14 protein-coding genes are annotated in these 20,794 nt (G+C 34.9%); all 14 read left to right on the top strand.

The genetic code is table 11. The features are described from left to right. The first annotated feature begins 3 nt into the window (after positions 1 to 3). The 14 genes from GQR94_RS07635 (at position 4) to GQR94_RS07570 (ending at position 20,792) form a co-directional block, all read left to right on the top strand. A complete protein-coding gene (locus GQR94_RS07635; RefSeq protein ID WP_158974931.1) occupies positions 4 to 3,345 on the top strand; it encodes a TonB-dependent receptor in 3,342 nt (1,113 codons plus the stop codon). Between the two features lie 12 nt (positions 3,346 to 3,357). Beyond that, positions 3,358 to 4,761 carry a RagB/SusD family nutrient uptake outer membrane protein gene (locus GQR94_RS07630; RefSeq protein WP_158974930.1) on the top strand — a complete coding sequence of 468 codons (1,404 nt, stop codon included), beginning with the start codon at positions 3,358 to 3,360 and terminating at the stop codon, positions 4,759 to 4,761. Positions 4,762 to 5,045: 284 nt separating this feature from the next. Then, entirely contained in the window at positions 5,046 to 6,080 is a 1,035-nt protein-coding gene (locus tag GQR94_RS07625) for a dipeptidase (RefSeq protein WP_158974929.1), read from the top strand. A gap of 52 nt (positions 6,081 to 6,132) precedes the next feature. Next, complete coding sequence (locus GQR94_RS07620; RefSeq protein WP_158974928.1) at positions 6,133 to 8,130, top strand: amidohydrolase family protein; 1,998 nt, start codon at positions 6,133 to 6,135, stop codon at positions 8,128 to 8,130. 87 nt (positions 8,131 to 8,217) lie between these two features. Continuing rightward, positions 8,218 to 9,339 carry a VCBS repeat-containing protein gene (locus tag GQR94_RS07615; protein ID WP_158974927.1) on the top strand — a complete coding sequence of 374 codons (1,122 nt, stop codon included), beginning with the start codon at positions 8,218 to 8,220 and terminating at the stop codon, positions 9,337 to 9,339. A 42-nt stretch (positions 9,340 to 9,381) separates the two neighbouring features. Continuing rightward, complete coding sequence (locus tag GQR94_RS07610) at positions 9,382 to 11,451, top strand: amidohydrolase family protein (RefSeq protein WP_158974926.1); 2,070 nt, start codon at positions 9,382 to 9,384, stop codon at positions 11,449 to 11,451. An 8-nt stretch (positions 11,452 to 11,459) separates the two neighbouring features. After that, positions 11,460 to 11,945, top strand: coding sequence for a RidA family protein (locus GQR94_RS07605; protein WP_158974925.1), 486 nt, complete (start codon positions 11,460 to 11,462; stop codon positions 11,943 to 11,945). 77 nt (positions 11,946 to 12,022) lie between these two features. Then, positions 12,023 to 12,934: an MBL fold metallo-hydrolase gene (locus GQR94_RS07600; protein WP_158974924.1), complete on the top strand. Its 912-nt coding sequence runs from the start codon at positions 12,023 to 12,025 to the stop codon at positions 12,932 to 12,934. Positions 12,935 to 12,995: 61 nt separating this feature from the next. Next, positions 12,996 to 13,859, top strand: a complete 864-nt coding sequence (locus GQR94_RS07595; protein WP_158974923.1) for a creatininase family protein — start codon at positions 12,996 to 12,998, stop codon at positions 13,857 to 13,859. A 41-nt stretch (positions 13,860 to 13,900) separates the two neighbouring features. Continuing rightward, positions 13,901 to 14,827: a hypothetical protein gene (locus GQR94_RS07590; protein WP_158974922.1), complete on the top strand. Its 927-nt coding sequence runs from the start codon at positions 13,901 to 13,903 to the stop codon at positions 14,825 to 14,827. A gap of 42 nt (positions 14,828 to 14,869) precedes the next feature. After that, complete coding sequence (locus tag GQR94_RS07585) at positions 14,870 to 15,673, top strand: aspartate/glutamate racemase family protein (RefSeq protein WP_158974921.1); 804 nt, start codon at positions 14,870 to 14,872, stop codon at positions 15,671 to 15,673. A gap of 2 nt (positions 15,674 to 15,675) precedes the next feature. After that, positions 15,676 to 17,118, top strand: a complete 1,443-nt coding sequence (locus tag GQR94_RS07580) for a DASS family sodium-coupled anion symporter (RefSeq protein WP_158974920.1) — start codon at positions 15,676 to 15,678, stop codon at positions 17,116 to 17,118. 255 nt (positions 17,119 to 17,373) lie between these two features. Continuing rightward, entirely contained in the window at positions 17,374 to 20,010 is a 2,637-nt protein-coding gene (locus GQR94_RS07575; protein WP_158974919.1) for a glucosidase, read from the top strand. 5 nt (positions 20,011 to 20,015) lie between these two features. Beyond that, entirely contained in the window at positions 20,016 to 20,792 is a 777-nt protein-coding gene (locus GQR94_RS07570) for a zinc-dependent peptidase (protein ID WP_158974918.1), read from the top strand. The last annotated feature ends 2 nt before the right edge of the window (positions 20,793 to 20,794 follow it).

Below are 20,794 nucleotides of genomic sequence, written 5' to 3'. Positions count from 1 at the left end.
AATATGAAAAAAAATTTAAGTTTAGGAATCCTTACGCTTATGAGAATATTTTTATTGTTTATTACTATCGGTCTTTCAAGTGCTTATGCCAATTTGGCTATGGGGCAAAGTAAGATGGATGTAGAACTTAATAATCTTTCTGTTGAGCAATTTTTTAGTGAAATTCAGAGTACTAGTAATTACATCTTTTTTTATAAAGATGATGTGATCAGTACAAATAAGAAGATCTCTTTAAAGCTTAAAAATGTAAAAATTTCTACCATACTGGATAAAGCCTTTTCAAATACAAATCTTACCTATAAGATAGAAGGGAAGCAAATTGTCGTTAAAAAAGTTGAATCGAGAACAACGAACCAAAATATTTCAAACGATGATGCTTCGGTACAAGAAAAGACAATAACAGGAACCGTTTATGGTACTGATGGAATACCATTAGTAGGTGTAAATATTCTTGTGAAAGGTACCACTCAAGGTACGCAATCAGATTTTGATGGTCACTATGCTATTAACGCTAATAGTACAGACATATTAGCATTTTCTTATATAGGAATGTTATCTCAAACTGCTACTGTTGGTGAAAAAAATGTTATCGATATCACCTTAAAAGAAAATGCAGCAGCTTTAGGTGAAGTTGTAGTTGTGGCATATGGTACGCAAACAAAAGAATCTTTAACAGGATCTGTAGGTGTTGTAAAAAGTGAAACTTTTGAACAAGCACCGGTTTCTAGTTTCGAGCAAGCATTAAGAGGTAGTACTGCAGGTTTACAGGCAAGTGCGGTAGATGGTGCCCCGGGTGGAAATACACAAGTTAGAATAAGAGGTATTGGTTCTATATCAGCGTCTAGTGAACCATTGTACGTTATAGATGGTATTCCTATACAAAATGGTAGTATCGGTACTATAGATAATGGAGGTACTAGTACTAATGTTATGGCATCGATTAACCCTAATGATATTGAATCAATTTCAGTATTAAAAGATGCATCTTCAACTGCAATTTATGGGTCTAGAGGAGCAAATGGTGTTATTTTAATTACCACAAAATCAGGAAAGTCTGGTAAGGCTAAAATTACCTTAAAAACCCTAACAGGGTTCAATTCACAAGCATACAATAAGATCTTGAAACCATTGAATGCCGCAGAGTATACAGAACTTTATCTTGAAGGTTATGTTAATGGTGGAGATACAGCAGCGGAAGCGCAAGCAAGATTTGATGCTACTTTTCAACAACTGATTGATCCTTCAACGGGAGAACCTACAGATACCAATTGGTTAGATGCAATTACCAGAACGGGAATAACTCAAAGTTATGATTTAAGTGCTAGTGGAGGTACTGATAATTTAAAGTATTTTTTCTCTGGAGCTTATTATGATCAAGAAAACTATATTATAGGATCTGGTTTTAATAGGTTAAGTGCCCGAAGTAATATTGAATTTAAAGCGACAGATTATTTAACCATTTCCAATAATATATCGGTTTCGAACAGTACAACAAATACATTTTTTGATGGTGGTTCTTTTAATAATCCGTTTAAAAACTCTTTAGAGTTATCACCGTTAATTCCTATTTATGATGAAGAAGGAAGATTTAATGGGGAACATGCCGACTATTTTCCTTTAGGAGGAGCCAACCCAGTTGGTGCTTTAAGTGGTGATGATTTATGGGAAAATAAACAGTTTAGGGTTATTGATAATTTTGCGGTGTCTATTAAACCAATTAAGAATCTGACCTTACGTTCACAATTGAATTTTGACCTTCTTACGTTAACCGAATCGCAATATCAAAATCCAAGATATGGTGGAGGAAGAAATTCTGGAGGTATTGGTTACGAAGCCAATACGTCACTTAGAACCTTTGTAGGTACGCAAACAGCAGATTATAATTTTATTTTAGGTGATAACCATAACTTTAATGTCTTAGGGGGTTTTGAAGCTCAAGAAACTAATAATGAATCCTTTAGTGCTTCTGGAACGCAATTTCCTAACCAAAGTTTAAGAACGTTAAATAGTGCATCGGCAGAGTTTGCCATTAGTGGATCAAAATCTGAGTATACCTTTGTTTCTGCCTTTTCTAGGTTAAATTACAACTACGATGGAAAATATTTTCTTTCAGGTAGTTTAAGACGAGACGGGTCTTCTAGATTTGGTGCTGATAACAGATGGGGTACTTTTTATTCCTTCGGTGGAAGTTGGGTTGCTAGTAGGGAATCTTTTTTAGAAGATGTTTCCTTTTTAGATTTACTAAAAGTTAGAAGTTCTTGGGGTGTAACAGGTAATGCTGCCATTGGTAATTTTCCTTCACAAGGACTTTACGTTTTTGGTCAAGATTATGATGGTAATCCAGGTGGTAGTCCAAACCAAATTGCCAATCCTGATCTTACTTGGGAGAGTCAACAGAATTTTAACGTAGGTATAGATTTTGGTCTGTTTTCTAAAATAAGTGGTACTGTTGAGTATTTTGAACGTACTTCTTCAGACCTTATTTTAAATGTGCCAATTACCTTGACCTCCGGCTTCTCTTCGTTGACCCAAAACTTTGGTGAAATGAAAAACTCAGGTTTGGAAATCTCAATGAATGCAGATATCATCAGCAAGAAAGACTTTACTTGGAATGTTGGGTTTAATACCACCTTTCTAAAGAATGAAATCACAGAACTTACTGACGATTTTACAGATGGTGCTTATAGAAGACAAGAAGGTGAAGATTTTCAATCTTTCTATTTATATAGTTGGGCTGGTGTGAATCAAGAAAATGGTGATCCACAATGGTATACAGATGCTTCAAAAACAACGATAACGAATGATATCAGTGATGCAGAGCGCTTTTTAGATGACAAGTCTGCTACACCAGAATTTTTTGGAGGTTTCAATACCATGTTCACTTATAAAGATGTAAGCCTTAGTGCCAACTTTATCTACTCTTACGGTAATTATATTTTTGATTCTAGAGCAAGAGGTACATTAGGAGACGGAAGACTAACGCCAAGAAGTACAGCTGACTTTATTTATGACAACAGATGGCAACCTGGTTCAACAGACGCATTAGCGCCTCAGTTTATTTGGGGTGGTCGTAATGGTAGTAATGAAGGAAACCAAACTAGATGGTTGTATGATGGTAGTTATATTCGATTAAGAGATTTAACAGTTGCCTATAATTTTACCGAAAAGATTACTTCGCTATTAGGTTTGAATTCTATGCGATTGTATGCTAGAGGAACTAATATCCTAACCTTTGTGAAAGAGGATATCCTGTACATTGATCCAGAACAAGGTATTAATGGTAGCTACACAGGACAGACGCCAGCAGTGAAGACTGTATCCATAGGTTTAGATATTCAACTTTAAATGATGAAAAATATGAAAACATATAAAATATTTATATTATCGATATTGACTGGACTCGTATTCTCTTGTTCAGACTCTTTTTTAGAACTTACTCCGCAACAATCTGTTTCGGATACCGATGCCTTATTGGATCTTGACGGTTATGAATCTTCTATTACTGGCATATATAATAAATTATCTGGTTCAGAATATTATGGACGTTATATGATTATGATACCTGATGTATTAGCAGATGACGTAAAACAAAATGGGCAGGCCAACAGAGTTGTAGATTATGCCGAACATATTCAAAGAGTATCCGATGGACAGGCGCAAGCGCTTTGGGCTAGTGCTTATGAAGGAATTAATGCAGCTAACGCTATCATCAACTCCGAAACAATTTTATCTGATGCAGTTATAGCGGAGCAAAATCATATCATTGGTGAGGCTTATGCGCTAAGAGGTTTGATGTATTTTGATTTAGTACGCATGTTTGCTCAACAATATAATTATACGGCAGATGCTAGTCATTTAGGGGTGCCAATTGTTTTGAATTTTGATTTAGATAATGAACCTTCTAGAAGTACCGTAGCAGAAGTATATGAACAAATTATTTCTGATATGACTACGGGTATTTCTTTTATGAATGGGAACTCTAGAAGCGGTAATTCAAATACCTTATCTCCAATATCGGTAAGGGCATTAATGGCTAAAGTATATCTGTTTCAAGAAGATTGGACAAATGCAGAAGCTATGGCTTCAAATGTTATAGAATCAGGTGATTATAGTTTAGTTTCCAACGCTAACTATTATGACTTGTGGACAACCGACAATAGTTCGGAGTCTATTTTTGAAATATCAATGACTGAAACTGATAATGTTGGTGGTAATGGTATCGCTGGACTTTATCTACAAGCAGGTTTTGGAGATTACCTTCCTTCAAATGATGTAGCTAATCTTTATCCTGAGAATGATGCTCGCTTAAGCACCTTTGAAGTAGACCCTTTATTAACTGGAGAATTTGCACCAAATAGGATGATCAAATATCCGGACATCAATGGTTTTGACAATGTAAAAGTTGTTAGACTAGCAGAAATGTATTTGATACGCGCAGAAGCTAGAGCAGAAATTGGTACTGATATAGCGGGTGCACAAGATGATTTAGATATGGTACGTCAACGTGCAATTGCAGATGAACCAGATAATACAGATACTGGTGTTGCTCTTGATGATGCTATATTCTTGGAACGAAGATTAGAGTTGGCCTTTGAAGGACAACGACTTTGGGATTTGATGCGTAATCAAATGGATATTGTTAGAACCAACTGTACGGCACAGATTTGTTTAATTCCTTATGGAGCAGATACTGTTATAATGCCAATACCTCAAGACGAGACAGATGTTAATCCTAATATTGAGCAAAATCCAGGGTATTAATTAATACCCTATTGGAACCATTTACTTGTTACACACATTGATACGTTACTGTTATTTTCAATGTGTGTACAAGATTTAATTCATGATAAAAAGCAATGCTAAAAATAGCCTTGCTTTTTAACTATCTCTTTATATCATTTTTTAAATAGTAATACTAGAATATTTTGAAACAAAATCGTAGAAATTTAGTCAAACTATTATCACTAGGAACACTTTTTCCCGCACAGACGGCAATGGCCTTTAATTCAATAATGGAATCCATTACTATAGCCCCAAACCAAAACATGTCAAACAGTGTATTTACAAACCTTCTAGATAAAAAAATAGAAAAACTTTATAAAGAAGCCATCGTTATAGATGGGTTAATAATACCTAGGGGTTGGAACGAGGAATCTTTTAAAGCATTAGATCAATCTGGTTATACGGGGTTTGGAGCTTCATTAGCATCGGGTAATTTAAATGTGGCCTTAGCTTCGTTAGCAGAGTGGCAAAAACGAATAAAAGATAATCCTGATAAACTATTACTTGCTACAAGCGCTGATGATTTTATTCGCGCAAAAAAAGAAAATAAGACGGCCGCATTTTTAGGGTTTCAGAATGCAACAATGATAGAAAAATCAATAGATAATATTGATACACTTTATGATGCAGGAACACGTTGGATTCAATTAACCTATAATCAGAGAAATTTATTGGGAGACGGGAGTACAGAACGCACCAACTCTGGCTTATCAGACTTTGGTATTGAGGCTTTAGCACGTATGAATGAGCTAGGGATCATGATAGATCTATCGCATTGTGGGCGAGAAACAACTAACGACGGAATTAAATTTAGTACCTCTGGTGCTTGTTTTAATCACTCTATGTGTGAGGCTTTATATAAAGACCATCCACGAGCTAAAACAGACGGCCAAATTAAAGCAATGGCAGATAAAGGCGGAGTTATAGGAATTATATGTTTAGGGTATATGATTGGTCCAGAATTAGGGACAAAAACCACACTGGAAACCTATGTAGATCATATAGACCATGCCGTTAAAATTGCAGGAATAGACCATGTAGGTGTTGCAGCAGATTTTGCTATTCAAGGTTTAGAGGCAACAGGTGCTACTAGAGAGAATTGGTACGTACCAAGATTAACGAGATTTAAACCATCCTATAAAGTACAATGGCCACCTTGGATTCCCGAATTAGATAAACCAGATCGTTATTTGCAAGTGGCAAAAGTTTTAGACAAAAGAGGGTATAGTACCGGGGATATAGAAAAGATACTGGGTCTCAATTGGTTGGGGTATTTTAAAGATACGCTAAAGTCTTAACGCTTAAATAGCAAAAAAACGAAGTATACACCTTAAAATACTCTTGTAGCTTATGAAATATATATGCACACTTTTCTTTTTTTTTATAATTACAAGTAGTTTTAATAACCCATTCTCTGCAAATGAGAACACTTCAGATAAAGTGGTTTACGATGTGGTTTTTAGAGAAGGTTTAGCAGGTAAATATGAGAAGTGGAAGACCAATAAAAACACGGTAAACTATTATTATACCTATACAGATAGAGGTCGTGGTCCTGAATTTTTAGAAGAACTAACTTTTAATAAGAAAGGGTATATTACTTCGCAATCTGTTTCTGGGGTTAATTATTTAAAAGATTCCATACAGGAGTTTTTTAAGAGTGAAAAGCATAAAGCAACTTGGTTAAATCCAAAAGGTGAGCGTAAGGGCGACTTCAACGGAGACGCCCTTTATTTTAGATATGATGGCTCTCCTGCCATTTATGAAGTTCTTGCCAAACTTCTAATGTCCTCTGAAGACGAAAAAGTAAAATTATACCCAAAAGGCGAAGTTGAGCTTGTGGATAAACGTGCTATATCTCTTTCTAACAGTACGCTAATAAACCTTTTAATGGTGAAAGGATTGGACATGAATCCCACATATTTATGGATGATCGGGGATGAAATGGTTGCTAAAATATCAGGAAATCTGCATATTATTAGAACAGATTTAAAAGAATTGCGCCTAGAAATGAAGGGCATACAAGACGCTATTGAAGATGAGTATTTAGCTGATGTGGCTAAAAAGGTAACTCATAAACTAGATCAGGTTATCATTAAAAATGTAAATGTTTTTACTGCTCAAGGAACACTATTAAAAAATCAAGATGTAGTTGTAGATGGTGATAACATCGAATCAATTAAAGCTAGTGATGATCAAGAAATAAGTAAAGAGATTAAAGTTATTAACTGTGGTGGAAAAACACTAATGCCTGGCATGTTTGATATGCATACGCATAATACCAAATTTAGAGGCATGTTACATGTGGCTGGTGGAGTTACTTCTGTTAGAGATTTAGCAAACAACAAACAATTAAAAGTGTTAAGCAAGCAATTTAATACCAATGAAATTATCGGCCCACGTATTGTCACATTTGGGGGTATTATAGATGGAGATGGGCCTTATGCGAATCAACGTAACGTAGTGAGTTCTGTAGAAGAAGGCTTGTCGGAAATACAAGAATATAAAGATCTAGGCTATGAGCAAATTAAATTATATAGTTCTATTAGGCCAGAATGGGTAGCGCCTTTAACTAAAAGAGCGCATGAATTAGAGATGCGTGTTAGCGGTCATATTCCTGCTTTTATGACGGCTACGCAAGCCATTAATCAAGGATATGATGAGATACAGCATATGAACATGGTTTTGCTCAATTTTTTATCAGATACCATAGATACCCGCACGCCATTAAGGCATACGATGTCTGCATACCACGGTGTAGACCTTGATCTTAAATCTAAAGAATACCTCGATTTTGTGCATCTTTTAAAAACAAAAAACATCCGTATAGATCCTACCGTTTCTATTTTTGAAAATATGTTTGTGTCCGTAAAAGGCGAGCCAAGTCCTACTTATGTTAAGATTATAGACAGACTTCCATTACTTAACCAACGTGATTATTATAGCGGTGGACTCCCAAAATCTGGTGAGAAAATAACACGCTATAAAGGGAGTTTTAATAAAATGTTAGCCGTTGTTTATGATTTGTATGAGAAAGGGATAGAAATTGTTCCAGGTACAGATGGGCTTCCAGGTTTTTTATATCATAGAGAACTAGAGCTTTATGCGCAAGCAGGTATCCCCAATGCGGAGGTTTTAAAAATTGCAACAATAAAATCTGCAGAAATGACAGGGGTGTCAGAATCATACGGTTCTATAGAAGTTGGTAAAAAAGCAGATCTTATTCTTATCGATGGAAATCCCTTAGAAGCGATTAGTGCAATTCGTAATGTTGAGTGGACCATGAAGGGGGGAAATCTTTTTTATGCCGAAGAGGTGTATCAAGCCATGGGGATCCAACATTTTAAATAAATAAAATTCAGTACCAAAATTGTGTCTATAAAAAGAGACACAACTGCTTATTAATACTAGCGACTCAAACCAACTAATAGTTAACGTATGAAATATATTCTATTTGCACTTTTTTCAAGTTGCATCCTTTCTGTACACTCCCAAAAATCAAATTTTTTTAATAATAGTAGAACAATTTTAGGTATCCATAAGGAGAGAACCGCTTCTATGGGTATTGGTGATATTGATAATGATGGCGATTTAGATATTGTTGCGGCAAATGGTAGGCATTGGCCAGGTCAGAACCGAATTTTTATAAACAATGGACGTGGTATTTTTACCGTTTCAAAAAATTTAGGGACAGAGCAAGAAACAAGTTATTCTACAGAACTCGCAGATTTTGATGGTGATGGCGATTTAGATATTGCCGTTGGAAATGATATGGCTCCCAATTACATTTTTATAAATGACGGAGCAGGAAACTTTACTAAAGGTGCAAGCTTTGGTGAAAAATATGGGCACACAAGAAATATTGTTGTTGCAGATTTAGATGATGATGGCGATAAAGATATTCTGATTACCAATAGAGGAAGTGAAAATGAAATTTGCTTAAATAATGGAAAAGGGATTTTTACGGAAGTTATAGGGTTTGGTGATAAAAAAGATTCTACCATAGATGTTGAGGTTGCAGATATGAATGACGATGGATATTTAGATTTGATATTAGCCAATAGAGATGACCAACCCAACTATGTGTATTTAAATGATGGCAATCTAAAATTCTCAAAAAAAACACCCTATGGAACAGGTAATGATGTTACAAGATCTGTAGCCGTAATAGACCTAGATAAAGATGGATTTAAGGATATTATTACTGCAAATATAGGAGAGCCTAATGTCATCTATTTTGGAAGTAAAAAAGGAACATACACGCGTAAAGTAGTATTTGATGATAGTTCAGATGAATCTTACTCGCTGTCTATTGGCGATTTAAATGGTGATGGTAATATAGACATCATTGTTGGGAATGTAGCCGCTCCAAATAACGTTTTTATTAACTCGGGAGATGCCACTTCCTGGGAGAAAGTTCAATTAAATAATCAGAATTTTAGTACCTATGATATCCTGACATTTGATTTAAATGGCGATAATAAACTAGATATTATTGAAAGTAATTCTGATGAATTGAATCAGTTTTACTTCAATAAATTCACCCCTAAATTTCCTTGATTTTAAGTATAGGCTCTAATTACAATTCTAAAAAAAACTAAAATGATAGTTAAAAATAATTCAAAATTTATGATGAATAAAGCAAGCTACATGCTACAAATGGTTGTGTTGCTTTTCGTTACTGGTTGTACAACTACACCCTCAAAATGGCAAGATATTAGTGATGAGGGTACTTTTTTTGTTTATAGAAGGCAGTCACAAATAGGGGAAGAAACTTATAATATTACTTCAAATAAAGACAGGATAACAGTTACGTCTATCCAAGGTGAAAATGAAAGAGGTCGTATTACGGGTATAGAATCAAAATTATACTTAACAACTGATCTGGAACCAATATCTTATGAAAGTAGACGTATTACGAGTAAGGATACCACTAATATATTTAAAATGGAGGTTCATGGAGATCAGGTTTCCATATGGGAAAAGCATTTTGATGTAGTTACTTCAAATAAAAAAGATGCTTTTTTTGCAGTAAATAGTAATATTCCTGCTGGGATTGAAATGATGTTATATCAATATTATTTTAATCATGAAGGTATTACATCATTATCAACGTTACCAAGAGGAGAAGTTTCTTTAACACACAAAGGAGAAGACATTGTTCAAATAAAAGGAGAAGATGTTGCATTAGATCGTTATGTTGTTGAAGGTATTAATTGGGGCGGGCGTACCATTTGGTTAGATAAGTCTAAAAATTTAGTTGCCTTAGTAAAAGCAAATACTCAAATTAGAGAGTTAATAAAGAAAGGTTATGAAGAAGCTAAACCATTTTTTATCAAAGGTAATGTCGAAGAACAAATGGCAGCGCTTAAAAAATATACTACAGATTTAAAAGGAGAACAAGCTAAAGTTAAAGCTTTAGTTGGTGGTGATATTGTAGATGGTCTAAGTGATCAAACATTAAAGGATATGACCATGATTATTGAAGATGGTCGTATTAAAACAATTGGAAAAAGAACTGATGTAGAAATTCCTGAAAACGCAACAGTTATTGATGTAAAAGGAAAAACATTAATACCTGGTTTATGGGACATGCATGCACATTCAAATCAGGTACAATGGGCACCAACATACTTAGCGGGTGGTGTTACTACAATTAGAGATAATGGTAATGAATTAGAATTTGCAACCGCTTTTAGAGATGCTATAGCAAAAGATGGAGCCTTGGGGCCAGATATTCTATTGTCTGGTATGACGGACGGGCCTGGTGTTAAAGGTAACGGAATTATAAGAGCTAGATCTGCAGAAGAAGCTAAGGAAGTTGTAGACTTATACCATAAAAATGGGTATGAGCAAATTAAGATTTATACTTCAATAGAGCCAGAAATTTTAAAAGTATTAGCTATTGAAGCTCATAAAGTTGGTATGACCGTTACCGGCCATGTTCCTGCATTGGTCGATAATGCAAATAAGGCGGTGGAAGATGGTATGGATATGTTAAGTCATTACAATAGGATTTTAGCGGTATTATTTCCAGATAAAAAAATATCAGAATTAGGGTCATATTTTATGGCTAAAAATGAAATTACTGAGGAGCAGATTAATACTGCAATCGCGTTTTATTTAAAACACGGTACTGTATTAGATCCTACACTTGGTTTGGGAGTTGTACGTACTATGCAAGAAGGCGAATTAATGGAAACAATAGAACCAGATGCAGGTAAAATGGCTTATGAACTTTTTGAAGGTAAAAGGTTTAGAAGTGGTTTAAATGCAACACGTGCAGAACAAGCGAAGAAAGATATAATGAAATCTGCAGCGGTAATAGGAAAGTTTTACAAAGCAGGGATACCTGTTGTTGCTGGTACGGATAATTTTGCACCAGGATTTGGACTCTTTTTAGAATTAGAAACCTATACTAAATATGGAGGATTAACGCCTTTGCAAGCTCTTAAAACAGCTACAATCGTTCCTGCAACTGCTATGGGAAGAGGCGATGAAACAGGGACCTTAGAGATTGGTAAAGAAGCAGATATTGCTATTTTAGAGAAAAATCCATTAGAAAATATTGAAAACTTGAGAACTGTTGAAGCAGTTGTTACCAATGGAAATTATTATGAAAGTGAGCCTTTGTGGCACGCGGCGGATTTTAAAGCTAAAAACGATAACTGAAAAAAGTAATGCCAGATAGTATTGAAAAAGAATACAATCCAGAACAGCGATTAAAAGAATTAAATATAACGTTACCTAGTCCCCCCAACCCAGTAGCTAATTACGTTAATGGTGTACAAACTGGTAACCTTATATTTTTAGCAGGCAAAGGCCCTAGATATGCAGATGGAACTGAAATGACAGGGAAACTAGGGCTAGATGTCTCTATTGATCAAGGCTATGAAGGTGCTAGATTAACGGCAATAAATCAAATAGCAGTATTAGAATACATGTTGGGTGATTTAAAAAAAGTGAAGCGTATCGTGAAAGCCTTGGCTTTTGTAAACGCTGAGCCTACTTTTATAGAACAACCAAAAGTAATTAATGGCTTTTCAGATGTAATGGTGGCTGTTTTTGGAGAAAGAGGTATTCATGCGCGCGCTGCCATTGGTGTAGCTACATTACCTAGAGCGCAAGCTGTAGAAATAGAAGTAATCGTTGAGGTCATCGATTAGTATCACTCTTTTAATGCAATCTTAAATTTATGCACTTCATGTTAAATACACGAATTAAAAAATCACCTTCAAAAATTATGAGTTCTAAAACATGGTTTTTAGGACTTCTGTTTTTAGGTCTTCAATATGCAAGCAGTCAAGAACTGAAATTAAAATATTTTGGTGGTGCTGGTTGGGAAATGACAGATGGGAAAACAACCATTTTAGTAGACCCTTATTTGTCTAGAGTAAAATTAGGAGATAGCCCTGCAAATAGTAAAGAAGATCCTCGTAAAAATTATTATGAAAGTGATTATTTTGTATCAGACACCGTGGTCATCAATAAACATATTACAACGGCTGATTATATTTTAGTACACCATTCGCATTTAGATCATTTAGGAGATGTACCTTATATCGCAAAGAAAACAGGTGCTAAAGTAATTGCTACAGAAACGAGCTGCAATATACTAAGAGCCTACGGGGTTCCGGAAGAACAACTACTTACCGTTAGAGGCGGGGAAGATTATCAGTTTGATGAGTTTTCGGTAAAGGTGGTTCCTTCGATACATTCTGCTTTAAATGACAAACATTATTTTGATGCTAGAACGCATGAAAAAGAATTAAAAGCACCCTTAAAGCTAGAAGACTTTATAGAAGGTGGTTCCTTAATGTTTTATGTAAGATTCAATAATCACAAAATATTAACAGCAGGTTCTATGAACTTTTTAGAAAAAGAAGTTCAAGGCCTAACGCCAGATATTCTTTTGCCAGGCGTAAATTTTTCAAGATTGGAAATTTACAAGTATACAGAACGCTTATTGAAAGCTACAAATTTTCCTAAAACTATAATACCTACCCATTGGGATAACTTTAGAGTGCCTTATGGGTATTCTCAAGAAAAAGCTATAGACAATAAGATTACACCTTTTATTGAAGAGGTTAAAGCCGTTTCCCCCGAAGCTACTATTATCGTTCCTGTACATCTAGAAACAATTATCATAAAATAGCCTATCGCTTAATCTTTAAAGCAGAACTAATTAACTATTATTTATTCTAAAACGTATTTCTATGCATACAGGCTCCTCAATAAACCCACTTTGGAACGAGAAAAAAGTTAAGAATTATTTGCCTCACATGACGGTTCCTGAGGTGGATGCATTTTTATCGAAATCTGATATGGTTATTATTCCTATTGGAGCATTAGAACAGCATTCAAGTCATTTGCCTATTGGGACCGATTTTATAAACGGAGTAGAGCAGTGTAAGCTTATCGCACAAGAGCGTGATATTCTAGTAGCTCCTGTTTTAATGGCAGGACAATCTCCTTATCACATGGCATTTTCTGGCTCTATTACATTAAGCGCAGACACGATAATTCAAGTGCATATGGAAACGGTTCAATCGTTGATCAAACACGGTTTTAAACGTTTTGTGTTTATGAATTCTCATGGCGGGAATAGGGCTATTACTACTTTTTTAGTAGATCAAATTAACCAAAAAACCAAGGGTATTGCCGTAGATTTTGGCGAAGCAATACGTCCCTATTTGAAACCTGATCATAGCCCAAAGCCCAAAGTGTTAGACCGTCATGCGGGTACAGGAGAAACATCAGACTCTTTGTATTTAATGCCAGATTTGGTTCAATTAGATAAAGCTACTGCGACAAAATTAACGCTTCCTAAGCATTTAGAAAATATGGTTTCAGAGGTGGTTAATGAGGAACCTACGGCTAAACTATTATTTCTTTCAGAAGCGCTAAAAGGAGAAGAAACAGGAAAGAAAACAGCAACGATAGACATGACTAAAACAGGTGTTTGGGGAGAATTAAACCCTAAAGAAGCAACCGTGGAAAGAGGAGCAGCGAATATAAATAACGTTGTTCAGGCAATGGTAGGGTTTATAGATAAGTGGAATGAACTTATTAAAATTTAATACAATTTTCAGGAGCCTTTTTTATTTTAATTGCAATATTTATGAATACATTTAAATTAATTTTTGAGACAGAACGAATGAAGCACTATATATTTTCAATAATTTTTATTTTTTTGTTTCACACTTATTCTAGTGCTCAAGATGTTGATTTATTAGCTAATTCAAATGTGGTATTAAACATTGTACCTTCAAAAACAGATGCCAGAATTAATAAGGCCAATACCCCGCATTTTGTAACTTATAATCCGGCAATAAAGCAAGGTAAATTGCTGCTTTTTTTACCAGGTACAAATGGGATAGCTTCAAGAGGGCCAAAGGATTTGTTTTCTACAGCCATTGATCAAGGATATTATGTAATCAACCTATCGTATATAAATACTCCTGCAATAGCACGAATCTGTAAAGGCAATACGATCATTGAAAATTCTAATTGTGCTGAAGAATTTAGAAATAGAAGGGTGTATGGTACCACAACTTTTTCGTTGATTAGCGATGCGTCTTATGACGCTATTCTAAACCGTTTTACCAAACTTCTAATGTATCTTTCGGAGAATGATGAAAAGGGAAAATGGGATCATTACTTAGAAAATGGCCAACCAAAATGGGAGGAGATCGCTTTAGCGGGTCAATCTCAAGGAGGAGGAATGTCCGCATTTATTGCGAAGACACATCGTGTAGCAAGGGTTATTGATTTTTCAGGAGGATGGGATTATTCTGCGAAAAATAAAATAGCAGATTGGTATTCAAAAAAGAGTATCACACCTATGGATCGTTGGTATGGAACCTATCATGTTAAGGAACCTGTTGCTGCTACTATCCTCAAAACGTATAAAGCCATGAATATTCCTGAAGAAAATATTTATGCTTTTGATTTAGAGGTTCCTGAAGGGAAAAAAGCACACTCAAATGGGATTAGGAATTTGGCTTATAAAGACCAGTGGATAGCGCTACTTGGAAAAGGAAATTAACACCCCGTTTAATGAAGTCTAATTATTAAAGTACATATTGTTATGAAAAAATACATTTTTGGGTTTTTGTTTTTAGTCCTTACCTCCTATATTGTTCCTCCAAAAGATAAATTAGAACAACTGCTACTTCCAAAAATAAATCATACCGAAATGAATACATTAGGATTAATAGGAGGAACTTCATGGCATTCAACAGTTGATTATTACAAAACCATAAATCAGTCTGTAAATGATTATTACGGAAATAATACAAACCCCCCGTTGTTGGTCTATACACTTAATCAGGCAGAAGTTCATAGATTCCAAATAGAAGATAAATGGGATTCTATTGCTAATATGTTGGTAGTTGCTGCTATAAACTTAAATAAAGCAGGAGCAACTTCCGTACTTTTTTGTGCTAATACGCCACATAAAGTGTTTGATGTTGTTCAAAAACAGCTAGATTTCCCTGTAATACATATTGCTGATGCTACAGCCAAAGCAATTCATGAAAAAGGCTTAAAAAAAGTACTTTTTATTGGCACTAGGTATAGTATGGAAGAAACCTTTGTCACCAAAAGAATTGAAGACAATGGTATTGAGGTTCTAGTGCCTAAAGAAAAAAAAGAGATTAATGAATTGCACAGAATTATTCAAGAAGAACTAACGTATGGTACGGTCACTAAGGAGTCTAAAGAATACGTGTTGGGCATTATAAAAAAATCAATAGCGCAAGGAGCAGAAGGTGTTATTCTTGGATGTACGGAGTTTCCTTTAATGATTTTTCAGGAAGACCTAGCGGTCCCTATTTTTAATACGACGGAGATTCATTCAAAAGCAGGAGTAGACTATATTTTAAAAAATTAACTATGCAAATTTCAAAAGAACGTATTGGGTTAATTTTAGGGCCACTTGCTTTTTTCTATATTCTTTTCTTTTTTAACGCAGAAGGTTTAGATCAAACAGCAAAAGCAATACTGGCTTCAGTTGCTTGGATTGCAATTTGGTGGATTACAGAAGCAATTTCTATTGCGGTGACTGCATTATTGCCTATTGTACTTTTTCCATTATCTGGTGGCTTAGACTTAATGCAAACTACTGCATCTTACGGCCATAAATATATTTTCCTATATGTAGGAGGTTTTATTTTAGCTATTGCTATCGAAAAATGTAACCTCCATAAGAGAATTGCACTTTCAATCATAAAAATTGTTGGCACTAATATCATCAATATTATTCTTGGTTTTATGATAGCGACTGCGCTTTTATCGATGTGGATCTCAAATACAGCAGCAACCGTTATGATCCTACCCATGGGGATGGCCATTGTATCGCAATTGCGTGATAATCCAAACACTATAAAAAATGAAAACGTACTCTTTGGTAAGGCTTTAATGTTAGCAATTGCGTATAGTGCATCTATTGGAGGCATTGCTACCTTAATAGGAACCCCAACAAACTTGGTGCTTGCGGGTGTTGTGCAAACCACTTTTGGAGTAGAAATAACATTTTATCAATGGTTTGTATTTGGCTTTCCTATAGCTCTTATTTTATTGTTTTTATGTTGGAAATATTTGACAAAATTTGCGTTTAAATTTGAACAAAAAGAATTCCCTGGGGGTAGAGAAGAAATAAATGCACAATTAAAAGCATTGGGTAAAATGTCTTATGATGAAAAGATGGTTTTAGCGGTATTTGTTTGTACTGCTTTTGCATGGATTACAAGATCTTTTTTACTTCAGAAACTTATCCCACAAATAGATGATACCATTATTAGCGTATTTTTCGCAATAGCGTTATTTGTTCTACCCTCTAGTAAGAAAAAAGAAGGCTTAATTTCTTGGGAAGATGCTGTAAAACTTCCTTGGGGTGTGGTGTTATTATTTGGTGGAGGTATGGCTTTGGCATTAGGTTTTGAAACAAGTGGCTTAGCCTTGTGGATCGGGAATAAACTAATTGCATTAGAGTCCGTTCCGTTTATATTTTTAATACTAATATTAATTTTTGCGGTAAATTTTCTAACAGAAATAACCTCCAATATAGCAACAACGGCTATGTTATTGCCCGTACTCATCTCTTTAGCTCCAACGCTAGGGGTACATCCTTATTATTTGATGATAAGTGCAACTGTAGCAGCCTCATGCGCTTTTATGCTTCCTGTGGCTACGCCACCTAATGCAGTAGTCTTTGGTTCTGGATACCTGAAAATAGAAGATATGGTGAAAAAGGGTATTTGGATGAATATTATATCCATTCTTATCTTAACCTTATTTGTATATTTTGTCCTTCCGTTGGTTTGGGATTTAACCTAATAGTTGCTTTTAATTGCGGGTTTTTGATACTTGTGAAGCTTTTAAGGCTGCGCTAAAAGAAAATTCCGTCAGGCAAAAAAAATAATTTATCAAAAAACTCAAAAAAAAATAGTTTTTCGATAATAATACCAATTTCCAATTTTAGAATATTATAACAAGCCTTAAACATTAGTATATTTATGTGATGCCTACATATGATAAAGCGCAATTTAACGTTCTTTATCGTGCAGTAGCATATAATTTGATACATCATACATGAATAATACTACAGAAGAACACAAACGTCTCGAAGAAAACTATTCTGAACAAAAAGATTGGATGCAATGGGGTTCTTATGTGAGTGAACGCCAATGGGGTACCGTTAGAGAAGACTATAGCCCTAATGGAGATGCTTGGAACTATTTTCCTCATGAACATGCTAGAAGTAGAGTGTACAGGTGGGGCGAAGACGGTATTGCAGCCATCTCTGATCGTTACTGTAATATCTGTTTTGGGGTAAGTATGTGGAACGGAAAAGATTCTATTATAAAAGAACGTCTTTTTGGGTTAACGGGACCACAAGGGAACCATGGTGAAGATGTAAAGGAGTTGTACTATTACCTTGAAAATACACCTACGCATTCGTACATGAAACAGCTGTACAAATATCCTCAGAATGAATTTCCATATGCGAAATTGGTGGATGAGAATGCAAAAAGAAATAGAACACAATTAGAATACCAATTACTAGATACTGGAATTTTAGATAACGATGAATACTTTGATGTTTTTACAGAGTATGCCAAGGCAGACAATGAAGATATATTAATAAAAATCACTGTAAATAATAAGAGTAAAAAAGCGGCTCCTTTGCATTTACTACCAACCTTATGGATTCGTAATTATTGGGATTTTAAGGAAATGCCTAAAAAGCCAAAAATTGAAAAACAAACACAGAATGGTACTCCTTTTGTAAAGGTAGAACACTGTTTTGTAGGCAATTATAATTTGTATTTTGAAGAAGCCACAGAATTACTTTTTACGGAGAATGAAACCAATATGGAAAGCGTTTATTTAGCGAAAAACGATCATCCTTATAAAAAAGATTTATTCCATAAAGCAGTGACTTCAAACGATTATAAAATAGCTACAAAGCGTACGGAAGGAACTAAATTCTCACCCTTATATAAGCTTAATTTAAAAGGAGGAGAGACTAAAGTTATCAAACTTCGTTTTACGAAAGAAGCTGTTGAAAAACCATTTAGTGCTGAATTTGATACCGTTTTTGATGCAAGAGTGGCAGAGTGTGACGATTTTTACAAGGCTACAATTGGCGATGTTGATCATAAAGAAATACAAAGGCAAGCATTGGCAGGAATGTTATGGTCTAAAAATTACTATAATTATGATGTAGAACAATGGTTGTTAGGAGATTCTAAAACCTCTATTCCAGCTGTAGAAAGATTATCTGGCAGAAACAATTCTTGGAAAACATTGCGGAATCATGATATTATGTTGATGCCAGACGCTTGGGAATACCCTTGGTATGCCGCTTGGGATTCTGCTTTTCATTGTGTGACCATGGCATTAGTAGATGCTAATTTTGCAAAACATCAACTGTTATTATTTACCAAAGAGTGGTATATGGCTCCAAACGGTCAGATTCCTGCATATGAATGGAATTTTAGCGATGTAAACCCACCGGTACAAGCATGGGCAACCTTAAATGTTTATAAGACCGATAAAGAGAAAACAGGTAAAGGCGATTTACGATTTTTAAAGAAAATGTTTAATAAACTTGCCATAAACTTCACGTGGTGGGTAAACCAAATAGATGGAAGTCAGAATAACGTCTTTGAAGGCGGATTCTTAGGTCTTGATAATATTGGTGTTTTTGATCGTAGTCATGGCGTGCCTGGAGGCGGTACACTAGAACAGGTAGATGGCACCTCTTGGATGGCACTCTATTGTCTAAATATGTTAGAAATAAGTTTAGAATTGGCTTTAGAAGATGATTCTTATGATGATATGGCTATTAAATATTTTGGTCATTTTGTTTTTATAGCAGAAGCATTAAACAAATTAAGCCTTCAAAACGAAGGTATATGGGATGAAGAAGAAGGTTTTTTCTATGATAAGTTACTTTTCCCTGATGGAGGTTCTGCCTCTATAAAAGTGCGTTCTATTGCAGGAATGCTTTCTATCGCAGCGGTACTTTGTATTCGAAAAGAAACTTTAGAAAAACTACCAAAATTTAATACGGCCGTTCAGTGGTTTAAAAACCATAGAATGAAAACACTGAAATATCCTGTGGTTCAGGAATATGCAGATGGTGATGATTTGTTGCTTTCATTAGTACCCAAAGATCGACTTACAAGGTTAGTGAATGTGCTTTTAGATGAGAAAGAATTTTTGAGTTCTTACGGGATTCGTTCTCTCTCTAAAATTCACGAAACACCATATAATGTGGATATCAATGGGGTAAATTATAATATTAGTTACGAACCAAACGAATCTACAACCTCATTATTTGGAGGTAATTCTAACTGGAGAGGTCCTGTTTGGTTTCCAATGAATTATTTATTTATTCAAGCATTAAAAGAACACCATAACTATGGTGGAGCTAATTTAAAATTTGAATACCCTGCAGGGAGTAAGAATAAGCTAAACTTAAATGAGATTAGTATTGAAATAAGCAAAAGGCTAATTTCAATTTTTGAAAAAGACAAAGACGACAATCGTATTGTTCATGCCTTGCATAAAGAGATATACTCAAGAGAAGGTTTTAAAGATTTAATTCTTTTTTATGAATATTTCGATGGTGATAATGGTAGGGGCGTAGGTGCATCGCATCAAACGGGTTGGACTTCCTTAGTCGCTAATCTAATCAATGAAATAAATCAGAAAGAATAAAATCAATGCCATATTCAATTGCTTGGTTGCTCCCAATTCTTTTTTTGGGGTATATGATTTGGAGAATTTGGGTAAAGAAAAAGACCTATAAACTAAATATTTTTCCTGATGCATGGAAAAAAATACTAGATAAGAAAGTTCAGTTTTATAATGAATTGGATGCAGGTGATAAATTGAAATTTGAAGCAGATGTACTTTATTTCTTGAATACGGTAACCATAACAGGGGTAAAGATACAGATTGATGACAGTGATCGTCTTTTGGTTGCTTCTAGTGCTGTGATTCCTCTTTTTGGGTTTCCCGAATTGCGTTATCGGAATATTAATGAAGTGTTATTGTATAAAGATTCATTTAATGAAGACCACCAAACCGAAGGAGAAAAACGTAATATTTTAGGTAAAGTGGGTTCTGGTGATATGAATCGATTAATGATTCTATCGCTACCAGCTTTACGAGCAGGATTTGCCATTGAAAATAGCAAAAGCAATGTGGGTATTCATGAGTTTGTACATTTGATAGATAAGGCAGATGGCGCGGTAGATGGTCTTCCTGAGAGCATCATGCGGCAACAATTTGTTCTCCCATGGCTGAATTTAATGCATCAAGAAATTGAAAAAATTAAAGAAAACGACTCAGATATAAACCCTTATGGTGCTACAAGTCAGGTAGAGTTTTTAAGTGTAGTCAGCGAGTATTTCTTTAATCAGCCTGAAAAATTAAAAGAAAAGCATCCTGAATTATATGGTTTGTTGACTAAAATATATGCGCAAGATGGCGCCTAGGT

Source organism: Cellulophaga sp. L1A9 (assembly GCF_009797025.1).
In the GTDB taxonomy this organism is placed as follows: domain Bacteria; phylum Bacteroidota; class Bacteroidia; order Flavobacteriales; family Flavobacteriaceae; genus Cellulophaga.
Note: the sequence above shows the minus strand (reverse complement) of the source record. Positions and strands in the feature narration are given on the sequence as shown.

Excerpts from the sequence above, each read along its gene's own strand:
- GQR94_RS07635 (WP_158974931.1), top strand. The coding sequence starts at position 4 with ATGAAAAAAAATTTAAGTTTAGGAATCCTTACGCTTATGAGAATATTT.
- GQR94_RS07630 (WP_158974930.1), top strand. The coding sequence starts at position 3,358 with ATGAAAACATATAAAATATTTATATTATCGATATTGACTGGACTCGTA.
- GQR94_RS07625 (WP_158974929.1), top strand. The coding sequence starts at position 5,046 with ATGTCAAACAGTGTATTTACAAACCTTCTAGATAAAAAAATAGAAAAA.
- GQR94_RS07620 (WP_158974928.1), top strand. The coding sequence starts at position 6,133 with ATGAAATATATATGCACACTTTTCTTTTTTTTTATAATTACAAGTAGT.
- GQR94_RS07615 (WP_158974927.1), top strand. The coding sequence starts at position 8,218 with ATGAAATATATTCTATTTGCACTTTTTTCAAGTTGCATCCTTTCTGTA.
- GQR94_RS07610 (WP_158974926.1), top strand. The coding sequence starts at position 9,382 with ATGATAGTTAAAAATAATTCAAAATTTATGATGAATAAAGCAAGCTAC.
- GQR94_RS07605 (WP_158974925.1), top strand. The coding sequence starts at position 11,460 with ATGCCAGATAGTATTGAAAAAGAATACAATCCAGAACAGCGATTAAAA.
- GQR94_RS07600 (WP_158974924.1), top strand. The coding sequence starts at position 12,023 with ATGAGTTCTAAAACATGGTTTTTAGGACTTCTGTTTTTAGGTCTTCAA.
- GQR94_RS07595 (WP_158974923.1), top strand. The coding sequence starts at position 12,996 with ATGCATACAGGCTCCTCAATAAACCCACTTTGGAACGAGAAAAAAGTT.
- GQR94_RS07590 (WP_158974922.1), top strand. The coding sequence starts at position 13,901 with ATGAATACATTTAAATTAATTTTTGAGACAGAACGAATGAAGCACTAT.
- GQR94_RS07585 (WP_158974921.1), top strand. The coding sequence starts at position 14,870 with ATGAAAAAATACATTTTTGGGTTTTTGTTTTTAGTCCTTACCTCCTAT.
- GQR94_RS07580 (WP_158974920.1), top strand. The coding sequence starts at position 15,676 with ATGCAAATTTCAAAAGAACGTATTGGGTTAATTTTAGGGCCACTTGCT.
- GQR94_RS07575 (WP_158974919.1), top strand. The coding sequence starts at position 17,374 with ATGAATAATACTACAGAAGAACACAAACGTCTCGAAGAAAACTATTCT.
- GQR94_RS07570 (WP_158974918.1), top strand. The coding sequence starts at position 20,016 with ATGCCATATTCAATTGCTTGGTTGCTCCCAATTCTTTTTTTGGGGTAT.